Origin of the sequence: Methylocystis sp., from assembly GCF_051062815.1 — a bacterium.
Lineage (GTDB): Bacteria > Pseudomonadota > Alphaproteobacteria > Rhizobiales > Beijerinckiaceae > Methylocystis.
On sequence record NZ_JBPFDU010000004.1, the window covers coordinates 55,058 to 65,441 of the forward strand.

Genomic DNA, 10,384 nt, shown 5'->3' on the forward strand with positions numbered 1-10,384 from the left:
TTCAAGGGCTCACATATCAGCGTATTGCGCGTCGCCGTTCCCGAACGACCAGTTCTCCTTGGGAACCTCGACGAGGTTGATGAAGACATCCTCGACGCGAAGTCCCAGGCGGGAATGAAGTTCTTTCGCCACCGTTTGATAAAAAGATTTCTTCTGCTCGACCGACCGACCTGCGTTGAGCGTAATCTGGATGAACACGCAGTCCTGCGTGCGTGTGATTCCAAGGTAATTCTCGTCGGCAATGAGGGCGTGCTCTGGATGTTCGGCGATCACCTGGAAGCGGTCGTCCTTTGGAACCTTCAAGACCTCGATCATCGCGTGATAGATGACATCGCCGATGCCGCGACAATATTCGACAGGTTTGCCTTCGATGAGATCGATACGCACGAGAGGCATTTGATCTCTCCTATTTTGGCGATGCGAATCGGGCGCACGCTTCAATGCGGATCGATTCTTGGAAACGAGCGCCCCGAGGGTTCGTCGGGGCGCACGAACGCGCCGCAGGCGCGCGTGTCAGGCCGCGTCCTCGATCTGGTCCAGCAGTTGAATGAGACGCATCACCTGTTGCAGCAAAATTCCGCCGACGCCAAGGGCAAACCACACGCCAGTGACGAAGCCCCAATGAATCGGCGCTGCGAAGAACTCCTCGCGAAACCAGAAGGTGTGGCCCCACTCGTTAAATCCCACACTAACGAAGATCATGAACGGACCGACGACCGCAAGCGTCAGAGGGAGAGAAATCCCCTTGGCGTAAAGCGGCAGGCGCGTCCTCGCGTATAACCACGCCGAGCCGCCCATGAGGATGTAGAAGGGAAAGTTAAAGTAGAACTCGATGATGTGGTTGGCGGTGAAAGGCGTGTCGCGGACGGAAACCTGATGCCAGGAATTGTCCTGCTCCGCAAAATAGCTTCCGGCCCAATAAACCGCGAATGTGTAGATGCTGATCCACATCGTCAGCGTGAAGTAGCGCGTAATCTCCTCCCTTGGCGTAATCCTGTCGAGGCTTCGATCGCGGGTGAACCAAAGATAGCCCCACAGCGACGGAAACACGATCAACAGAAATGCGCCTTCGAGGTAGAGCAATCGCATCCAATGAACGTCGAACGCAGGATCGGAAGAGTCTAGGCCGGTCGAAATAGCATAAGCGCCCTGATACATTCTGAAGCCGACGTAGATGACGGTCATCACGGCGAAGGTCAGGAGATATTTCGGCAGGTCTCTCAGATACCAGGGCAGATTGAACGGCGCCCGCGGCGTGGTTCGGGAGATTGTTTGCGCGGTGGTGCTCATGGCCGCTCCTTTGGTTGGCCTGAATTGTTTTCGCGCGCGCGACGCTCTTTGCCCCGCCGCGCGAGATTGTCAGTAGAATTTCGGGATGACCGGAGCGGACACGCTGGAGACATAGCGTTGGCCCGCGTTGTCATAGAGGAAGAGTAAGCCTCCCATCCGCGTATCCGCGTCGCGGATCAGGCCATCGAGCCTCTCCCGCTGCCAGAGCGAATCCTCGGCCGTGATGCGGATCGTTCTCGTCTCGCCCGGCGCAATGGGAGCGGCCGTGTCGACGCTCAGGCCTTCGCGTGCGGCCAAAGCGGCGCCTTCGTCCTGTGGCGGCTGGACAACCGCGGGGTTGAGGAAGCGCACATTGGCGGTCGAGAACTCGCCAACCCGGACGGGATGGTCGGAGCCGTTATGGAGCAAGGCGGTCATGATCATGGCACGAGCAGGCACATTGTATTCGGCGCGCTGAATCTTGACCTGCACCGCTCCGACGTCGACGGCGGGCGGCAGCGGATCAATCTGATCCATTGCGGCTTGCAGCGGGATGGCGTTTGGATATTGCAGATCCGTTACGAAGTTCGCGCCGAATACGATCATCGGAACTGCGAAGATGATCGCCGCGCCAATCTTCCGGTCAAGCGGGGAGACAAGGCTCGCCTCTTGGCCGGCATGCAGCATTTTATAGCGTGGAATAAACAGCGGACGCCTGACCCACCAAAGCAGCCACGCCGAACCGAGCGCGATCCAGAAACCGTGCCAGGCGACGCCATTCGCGAGCCCGTATGTCTCCATGTCGATCACGCCGCCATCGAGCGTCTTGATCTGGTTAGTGAATGCGGAGGCGTCGCCCTCAACTTCCATCCATTGGCCCGGGCCCACGACGGAGCCCGCATCATGCAGATTGACGAACGGATGAAGATGGAAGCGACCAGGGATCCTGGCCTTCATCACGATCTTGAACTCATAGTCGCCGCCGAGTTTCAAAGCGGAGGAACTGACGGACGATTGTCCGTTGAGGTAACGCTCGGTCCGAATGAAGACGGGCCCTGGAGCGGAGACATTCAGATAGGTCGCGTCCGGTTGCGCCACCCCGCGCGGCCAATCCGCGTTGACGTGGAACTTACCGGTGATGACAACCTCTTCATTGACATTGAGCTTCGCCTTCGACCACGCCACATCGTACCATTGGATCGTACGCATGCGGACGAAAGGCTCCAGGGCCTTTTCGCCATGGGCGAGCGCTGCTTCGGGAGCGAGCGCTCCGGCGCATAGTCCGAGGCAAGCGGCGCTGAAGAGAGTCTTGAGTGACTTTTTCATTTCGTTGTCTCTCTCTCAGATATTCTTGACGTATTTTGTCGTCGCAAAGGCTTTTCCCAGATACCACCAGAGCGGATACATCAGGGTGCAAAGCAGCGCCGAACAAAACGCCGACAACGGCGTCGCATATTGGCCGTAGGTTCGCAGCGTTCCACGCTCGATCAGGCGAAGATATTCGGGCGTCCCCGCGCGGATGTATTGAAAGCCGAAGAGGTCGGCCACGGTGAGTTGCGCGCCGCCATACTCCACCGGCACGTGAAACATGCCGAAAATCGGCCAGTTGGTCGGGTAGAAAAGCAGGGCGAAGGCCATGCCGCCGAAGATGCTCGTGACCGTCAGACTGTTGCTCAACATCAAAATTGCGTCGAGTACGAGCGCGCTCGGCAACATCGTGGCTGGCAAGACTTCGTTTATCGGGAAAAAGTTCCACATGTGATAGGCGAAGAAGCGCGTGATCCACGTGCCGATCAGCAAGCATGAAATGCAAAGCGTCGCGCCAAGCGGCAACCTGAAGTTTGGCCAAAGCACGGCCTGTACCGCCGCGGGGAAGGTGATCATCATCAGGGGCGTGATGAGCGGCCACCATTGCCGGTCTTTCCAGTCCTGCCAGAAGTCCCAGTCGCCGACCGTCAGAGCGACATGCAAATGGAAGGAGCCAATGAAAAGGAATAGCGCGAGCACCAGGATCAGATAATCATAGGCGCGGCTCAGTCTCGCCTTTTCCCCTGTATAGGGCCGTGCTGGAATATCCAGCGATTTGCCGATCATGCGGTCCTCCATGAAGGTTAGCTTTCTGTGCGGCTCTTTCCCGAACGGCGGCCAGAATGGCGAACGACGAGACGGCGCAACTGCCGGCAAGCCTAGGGGGCGCGAGGCGCTGCGTGAAATGGCGAGTTTTGATAGCTCTATGAATAAAAATCAGCGTTGACGCATTTGCGGCGCGCGGAGAGAGCATAGTGAGGAAATGCCGTGACCGAGCTGCATAATTTCGACATCAACCTGCTCGTGGCGTTCGACCTCCTCATGGAAGAAAAGAACGTCTCGCGCGCCGCCGAACGCATGTTCGTGACGCAGTCGGCGATGAGTCGTACCTTGCAGCGGCTCAGACAACAGCTGGACGATCCGTTACTCGTCAAGACGCCGTCAGGCATGAAGCCGACCGATCGCGCGCTGTCACTGGTCGATCCGGTGAAGGCCGTCCTGCGCGACATCAAGCGCCTGATCCGTGCGCCGGAAGAATTCGATCCTGCACAAAGCAGGCGGCGGTTTGTGATCGCCGCAACCGATTACATGGACATGCTGGTGCTTCCTCCGCTCATCGAACGCATTGCGTTGAGGGCTCCGGGCATTGACATCCATGTCAAGCGAACCGAGTCGCCGTTTCCCGAAGAGGACCTTGAGCACAATGATCTCGATGTCGTGCTGGGCTTCGATGCGATACTGAAGCCGCCTGCCTATTTGAGCAGAACAAAACTTTTCGAAGAGCGCATGGCCTGCGTCGTCGGCAGGCGGCATACGGTCGTCAAAAACGGCCGGCTAACGCTTGAGGAATATGTCTCGAGCAAGCACATGTTGATCTCCCGTACCGGCACACGCGTCGGACTCATCGACGAGTGGCTCGCCGAGAGAGGGCTGGCGCGCCGCATCGCGCTGATCGTGCCTCACTTCCTCTCGGCTCCGTTTATTGTGGCGAAGACCGACATGATCTTGTCCCTGCCGGAGCGAATCGCCAACGCGTTCGTCGACCTGGCGCCGCTGAACATCCTGCCGCTCCCGATCGAATTGCCGGCCTATGACCTCGTTATGGTCTGGCACCCGCTCCACGATCCCGACCCCGCCCATCGTTGGTTGCGTGATCAAATCGTGGAAGTTTCCCGGAACCTGCGTGTTTAGCTATCTGACCTTGACGACAACTTTGCCTTTTGCCCGTCTTGCTCCAGAACTAGGCCAAAGCCTCATCTGCCCGCGAGTCCGGGGGCCATCGCTTTGACCTCGATGAGGAAATACGGCGGCTTCGACAATGACTCTCCGCCGTTTAGAACAGCGGATTTGTGCAAGCGATTGACGACGGCATAGAGCTTGCCTCCCGGCCCAAAGCTCAGCGAGTCGACCCAGGACAACTCTTCGTTTTGTGCGAGCCGCTGATAAACGCGATCCCCCTTGATGACCCCGATCGCATTTTCTGCAAGATCGCCGAGGTAGATGTTATCGTCCCTGTCGATGCTGATGCCGTCGCAAATGGGCTTAGCGCTATAGCGCTCGACCCGCGCGCCAAGCTGCTTTTCGTCGAGAGCTTCATCAGCCAAATCAGCGGCCTTTATGCGGTAAAGGCTCGTTCCGTGCATAGGACCAAAATACACCCATTCATTCTGCAGATCTTCGGTGACCGGATTGACGCCGATATGGGGTCGCACGAGATGGCCGGCAGGGTCTTTCACCTGAATGGGGCGCCCATCGATGACGAGATCGACTTTCTCGGGCACAACGCTGGAGTGACCTTCCAACACGCGACGCGCGGCGCCCGTTTGCAAATCCACCACGATGAACGCTGCATTTGCGCCACCCGCGGGATCGGCGATGAATATCTTGTTGTGCTTGCCGTCGACGGTGAAATCGTTGACGAACGCATCTTTTGGAGCGATCGGCGGCGGCAGATAGATAACGCGGCGCAGCTTATTGGCCTTCGTATCCCAGCCGACAAGTTTTGGCGTGACTCCGCTGCGCATGCCATTATCGAGCATCCAGACAACGCCGTTGGCGTCGCTCCTAACGCCAAGGACAGAATCCAGCTTTAGCTCCGAATGGCTCAGCCGGTCATTGAGTTCTTTGTTCGGAAAGGGCGCGAGAGAACCGTCGTCGCGATGCTCAACGACCGAGTAATTCGGTTCGTAAAACTGATGCTGGCTCATGATAATTTTGCCACTCCCGGTGACCGTGAGGTTGCCGGGCGCTTGCGCGAACCTTGCTATGATTTCGTAGTTGGACTGCTGTGCGGCTTGCGCTCGGCTCACAAAAACGGCCAGCATTGACAGGAGGATTAGGCTCGCTCGCATGGGAACTCCGGGACGGCTTTGGACGCCGACCGATTCTATCCTGTCGAACGTTACCCGGCGCATGATGCTTGCTCATGGCGTCATTAATGGATTCGATACAAAGCATCGGGGAAGCGTGCTCCGTTGATCTTCGGCGTCGTGTCCACATGCGACCGGCGCCAGGCCGACGTGGCCCTGACTGGTTGCGATCTTTTCCAGATGAACGGATTGCTGAGCCGATTTGCCGCGCCTAAAGTCATCGCCGCTTTGCATTTTAGCCGCGATCAGGGAATGTCCCGGCGACCAGTGGTTCGACGAGCGACTGCGCCCCGAACAACGTTTCCTCATGTTTCTCGGTGACTCAAAGCGCATCCGACCGACACATCGACAGACGCACATTCTGCATCCCGGCTGCGAGTCGCGAACGCGTTTTTTTTGAGCGCGGATTTGCAGCGAGCACGCATGTTCTTACAGTTCATTTGCGCGTCGGCTGCGCCCCGACGCGCGCTGACGAGATGGCCTGCGCCTGCCATTTTCGAGAATGTTGAGGAGTATGACATCGTAGTTTTGCGTATGATTGGCGGCGAGGCGGCGAGTGGTTGGACGGCAAGATAAGAACAACGGTGTTGCTGCGGTCTGGCCTGCACATTACTATTTGATTTCACGATGGGATTGCACGGGCTGTGACGGCACTGCGCGAGGCGCGCTTGAGCCATTGCCAGCGCCAAGAGCTTCATCCGACATGCTGTTTTCGGCGCCTGCCCCTACCTCGCTTTTTTTTACCACGGATATCGTACCACTCTGCAACGCATTCGATGAGCAAGCCGGAAAGAACGAGGAGCGTCATGATTGGCGTATGCCCGGCGATCGAAACGGCTGCTGGTCGAGTCCCTTTTCTTTGGCGCGTGGAGGGACGCGCGGACACTCTGGTGAGACAGTTTCCTGACGCCGCGTCCGAGTCGCGACGCGCTGTCGACCTCGCTTCGGCCGGCATGCTGACAGTGATCTTTCCATTCCGGATCAGCGCCGGCAGTCGCAGATCTTTTGTAAGGCGCGGGGCTGGGAGGCGGTCGCTGACTTCGTCGAGCCGGGCCAATCCGCCACCGACGACCGGAGGCGCGAGCTCCAACGGATAATCGGCGCGACGACGACGAAGCCGCCGGCCTTCGAAACGATCGTCGTTCACAGCTACGGCCGCTTCTTCCGCGACCAGTTCCAACGGGAGTTCGGCGTCCGGCGGCTTGCCAAGAATGCGGTACGGCTCGTCGCGGTCACTCAGGAGCTGGGCGACGACCCGATGAGCAACATGATCCGCCAGATCATGGCGCTGTTCGATGAGTACCAGTCCCGGGAGAACGCCAAGCACACATTGAGGGCGATGAAAGAGAATGCCCGCCAGGGCTACTGGAACGGATCGCGCGCGCCGATTGGCTATCGCATCGTCGACGCCGGCCAGCGCGGCCAGAAGACCAAGAAGACTTTGGAGATCGATCCGATCCAGGCCGAGACCGTTCGATTCCGTAAGATCAACATCATTATGGTCTACAAAGTCGATCGCCTGACGCGCTCGCTCGCCGATTTCGCCAAGCTTGTCGAGCTCTTCGATGAGTTCGACGTATCCTTCGTCTCGGTCACCCAGTCCTTTAACACCACCTCAAGCATGGGAAGGTTGACCCTGAACGTGCTGCTGTCCTTCGCTCAATTTGAACGCGAAGTCATCGGCGAGCGTGTCCGCGACAAGATTGCCGCCTCCAAGCGCAAGGGGATCTGGGTCGGCGGCCCAGTTCCTTTGGGTTATCGTAGCGTCGACAAGAAGCTTGAAGTCGTTCCTGACGATGCGCGACTGGTAAGAAAAATCTTCGCCGACTACCTGCGCCTTGGATCAATCGGCGAACTGGCGGCGGCGCTCGATCGGGAAGGCGTCAAATCAAGACCCCGGAAGCTTGCGAGCGGCAAAATTATCGCCGCCGCGCGCTTCATGGTCGGTCCGCTCGCGCATATGCTGAAAAATCGCTTTTATGTCGGCGAGATCGCCTATCGCGGAGAAATCCACAAGGGTGAGCACGAGCCGATCCTCGATCGCGATCTCTTCGACGCGGTTCAGGCGAGACTGGCCAAAGGCGCCGTCAAGCGAAAACTCACGAGATCACGCTCCTCCTCCATGCTCGTCGGTCTTCTCTTCGATGATCGCGGCAACCCGATGAGCCCGAGCCACGCCAACAAGAAGGGCGTGCGTTATCGCTATTACGTGTCTCACGCCCTATTGCAGAACCGAAAAAGCGAAGCGGGAACCGTCTCCCGCGTATCGGCGCCGACATCGAGCAACTTATATGCGACGCCGTGAGGAAAGCCTTGAACGCAAATGATGGCGCTTCCGATCGTGATCTGATTCGGGCGCGGATCGAGCGGATCATCATTGAATCCGATCGAATCGCGATCACGCTTCGAGAGCCGGAACTGGAAGCGGATCTATCAGACGCTGAAAGCGCGCCGACCCGATTGACCGAGCTGACGATCCCCTATGCTCCAAAACTAATTTCCCGGAAGGGAGTTGTGCATGCGCCAATAAACCAGGGGACGATCGACTCCGAAACGCGGGAGGCGCTGCTGAAGGCGATTGCGCGTTCATGCGGCTGGATGGAGACGATCCTCTCGGGTAAGGCCGCATCATTCGATGACATCGCCGCCAACGAAGGTCTCGCGGAACGTCATGTCCGGCGCTTGGCCGTCCTTGCGTTCCTGTCGCCGAAAGTCGTTCGGGCGATCGCCGACGGCACCGCTCCCTCGGGCGTGACAGTCTCCAGCCTGACACTGGCTCTGCCTCATGCTTGGGCGGATCAAGAACGACTGCTCTGCCTCAGCTAGAATCCCAATCACGATCTTGTCCGATGCAACCGACGCCACGCCGTCTCTGCCTCCGTTGCGTCTCGATCTGGGGGCCGAACTGCGAAGCGAACCAGTCTGCGCGCGAGGCGAACCTGTCTCAGGTGGCGTCCGTCGAAAAATCCCGGACACTGAAAAATCGCCGACTGAGACTGTGGCCGGAATCACGCCATTGAGACAGGGATTTCCGACTCAGGAAAGTCTCTGAGCCGCCGCTCTCGCGCAAATGCCCCGAAATCCCGGCCCTTTTTTTAGAGTCCGCGTCCGGTCTCAACTTTCGAGAATGTCTGGCTGACGACGCAGTCTCCTGCGAACCCGTCTCGCCTCGCTCCCATCCCTGACTACGGGAAAAATCAGGTAACTTTTCAAAAAACTCAGGCTCCACCCCACGTCTGCGACGAAACCCACGTGATTTCAGTGTCCTGACGCCGATTCCCTGCTGCAAAAAAGGGAGGCATGTAACCAGAAACACGGGACGCGGGCCTTTTATCAGGTGAATTTCTTGTCGTTAAACGGGATCGGATTGTCGCTAGCCGGGATTCGATTGCCATTATCTGGATTTCGGTTGCCGTTGAGCGGGATGAGCGCGCCGTTAGGCGGGATATGCGAGTCGCTATCTGGAACGGCGGCGCCGTAAGGCGGGAGGGTGTTGTCGGCCTGCGACAACGCCGTGCGTATTGCGATCGAACCGGGTGATTCGGGGTTCTCGGACCGTCCCCGGGTCTGAAATGGCCCTCGACCGACCTCTTGAGCGAGGCACCTGTTGTGCAAGGGCGCCCTAACCGGATCGAGGCGGCATTGCGCTCGAAGCAACGCCAGTATTTTGCAAGCATTCGGACTGGTATAAATCGCCCTCTGAAACGCGCCGGTTCTTAAACGGCCCTTAAAGGGGCTTTGAAGGGCCTTTGAAGAGGCCCCTCCCCGCCGCGAATTTTGTTGCTATATTAATAGCCTCTGCAGGGTAGATTTATACGTATACTACCATTGAATCGGTGTTTAAACGCGCTTTCCCCAAGCTTATCCCCATTCCGAATATTGACGACTGGAATCTCTCTGTGAAACCCTTTGCGTAATTTGATCGACGCTCATTGCGCTAAGCGCGCAAGCCGGTCCCACCGAAATTGCTGTTGAGGCAGACCATGAACGCCACTCCGCCCGCCATCGAATTACGTCCCGTAGCCTCCCTCAAGGCTTATGCAAACAACGCGCGGCGTCATTCGAAGAAACAGATCCGGCAAATTGCGGAGAGCATTCGCCGCTTCGGCTTCACTAATCCGGTCCTGATCAGGGACGACGGCGGCATTATCGCCGGCCATGGCAGGGTTTTGGCGGCGCAGGAGTTGGGTCTCGAAACGGTCCCGACGTTGAAATTGTCGCATCTCACGCCGGAGGAAGTGCGCGCCTATGTCATTGCGGACAATAAGCTCGCCCTTAACGCCGGCTGGGACATGGAAATGCTGGCGATCGAGTTTCAGGCGCTGATCGACTCGGAGTTCGATCTCTCGTTCACCGGCTTCTCTTTGGCGGAGATCGATCTCACCTTCGATCAGGCGCGGGAGGCTTCGGTCGAGACGCCGGACGGGCTCGACGTCATCCCAGATTTACCCGAAGCAGCTGTAACACGCTTGGGCGATCTCTGGATCCTGGGAAAACACCGGCTGCTGTGCGGCGACGCGAGGGAGAAGCGTGATTACTCCCGTCTGCTTGGCGCAGAGAAAGCCGATCTGATCTTTACGGATCCGCCCTACAATGTCGAGATCGACGGCAATGTCACCGGGCTCGGACGCCACAGCCACCGGGAATTCGCCATGGCCTCGGGCGAGATGTCCCGCGAGGCTTTCACCGAGTTCCTGACCATAACCCTCTCCAACGCG

9 protein-coding genes and 1 pseudogene are annotated in these 10,384 nt (G+C 58.2%); 4 read left to right on the forward strand and 6 right to left on the reverse strand.

Annotated elements, in window-relative coordinates:
• Window positions 1-9: 9 nt before the first annotated feature.
• The 4 genes from ACR65W_RS00590 to amoA all read right to left on the reverse strand — a co-directional run bounded on the left by ACR65W_RS00590 (window position 10) and on the right by amoA (window position 3,363).
• Window positions 10-396, reverse strand: coding sequence for a tautomerase family protein (locus ACR65W_RS00590; RefSeq protein ID WP_434500665.1), 387 nt, complete (start codon window positions 394-396; stop codon window positions 10-12).
• A 117-nt stretch (window positions 397-513) separates the two neighbouring features.
• Window positions 514-1,290, reverse strand: coding sequence for a bacterial ammonia monooxygenase, subunit AmoC (gene amoC, locus ACR65W_RS00595; RefSeq protein WP_434500666.1), 777 nt, complete (start codon window positions 1,288-1,290; stop codon window positions 514-516).
• A gap of 69 nt (window positions 1,291-1,359) precedes the next feature.
• Window positions 1,360-2,595 carry a bacterial ammonia monooxygenase, subunit AmoB gene (gene amoB, locus ACR65W_RS00600; RefSeq protein ID WP_434500667.1) on the reverse strand — a complete coding sequence of 412 codons (1,236 nt, stop codon included), beginning with the start codon at window positions 2,593-2,595 and terminating at the stop codon, window positions 1,360-1,362.
• A gap of 15 nt (window positions 2,596-2,610) precedes the next feature.
• Entirely contained in the window at window positions 2,611-3,363 is a 753-nt protein-coding gene (gene amoA / locus ACR65W_RS00605) for a bacterial ammonia monooxygenase, subunit AmoA (RefSeq protein ID WP_434500668.1), read from the reverse strand.
• Window positions 3,364-3,600: 237 nt separating this feature from the next.
• Between amoA and ACR65W_RS00610 the strand changes: the two genes are divergently transcribed.
• A complete protein-coding gene (locus ACR65W_RS00610; RefSeq protein WP_434500711.1) occupies window positions 3,601-4,488 on the forward strand; it encodes a LysR family transcriptional regulator in 888 nt (295 codons plus the stop codon).
• A 62-nt stretch (window positions 4,489-4,550) separates the two neighbouring features.
• Here the strand turns inward: ACR65W_RS00610 and ACR65W_RS00615 are convergent, their stop codons facing one another.
• Window positions 4,551-5,504 carry an L-dopachrome tautomerase-related protein gene (locus ACR65W_RS00615; protein ID WP_434500669.1) on the reverse strand — a complete coding sequence of 318 codons (954 nt, stop codon included), beginning with the start codon at window positions 5,502-5,504 and terminating at the stop codon, window positions 4,551-4,553.
• Between the two features lie 1,078 nt (window positions 5,505-6,582).
• Here ACR65W_RS00615 and ACR65W_RS00620 point away from each other — a divergent pair.
• Together ACR65W_RS00620 and ACR65W_RS00625 are read left to right on the forward strand one after the other, a co-directional pair.
• Window positions 6,583-7,971: pseudogene (locus tag ACR65W_RS00620) on the forward strand (recombinase family protein); the annotation flags it as partial.
• Between the two features lie 8 nt (window positions 7,972-7,979).
• Window positions 7,980-8,492 carry a hypothetical protein gene (locus ACR65W_RS00625; protein ID WP_434500671.1) on the forward strand — a complete coding sequence of 171 codons (513 nt, stop codon included), beginning with the start codon at window positions 7,980-7,982 and terminating at the stop codon, window positions 8,490-8,492.
• Window positions 8,493-8,999: 507 nt separating this feature from the next.
• Here ACR65W_RS00625 and ACR65W_RS00630 read toward each other — a convergent pair.
• Window positions 9,000-9,176 carry a hypothetical protein gene (locus ACR65W_RS00630; RefSeq protein WP_434500672.1) on the reverse strand — a complete coding sequence of 59 codons (177 nt, stop codon included), beginning with the start codon at window positions 9,174-9,176 and terminating at the stop codon, window positions 9,000-9,002.
• A 473-nt stretch (window positions 9,177-9,649) separates the two neighbouring features.
• On the opposite strand from ACR65W_RS00630, the gene ACR65W_RS00635 reads away from it, so the two are divergent.
• On the forward strand, window positions 9,650-10,384 hold a 735-nt coding region (locus tag ACR65W_RS00635; protein ID WP_434502173.1), incomplete at its 3' end, for a ParB N-terminal domain-containing protein.

Bases quoted from the DNA above. Each gene is read 5' to 3' on its own strand.
- ACR65W_RS00590 (WP_434500665.1), bottom strand. From the start codon at position 396: ATGCCTCTCGTGCGTATCGATCTCATCGAAGGCAAACCTGTCGAATAT.
- ACR65W_RS00615 (WP_434500669.1), bottom strand. From the start codon at position 5,504: ATGAGCCAGCATCAGTTTTACGAACCGAATTACTCGGTCGTTGAGCAT.
- amoB (WP_434500667.1), bottom strand. From the start codon at position 2,595: ATGAAAAAGTCACTCAAGACTCTCTTCAGCGCCGCTTGCCTCGGACTA.
- amoC (WP_434500666.1), bottom strand. From the start codon at position 1,290: ATGAGCACCACCGCGCAAACAATCTCCCGAACCACGCCGCGGGCGCCG.
- amoA (WP_434500668.1), bottom strand. From the start codon at position 3,363: ATGATCGGCAAATCGCTGGATATTCCAGCACGGCCCTATACAGGGGAA.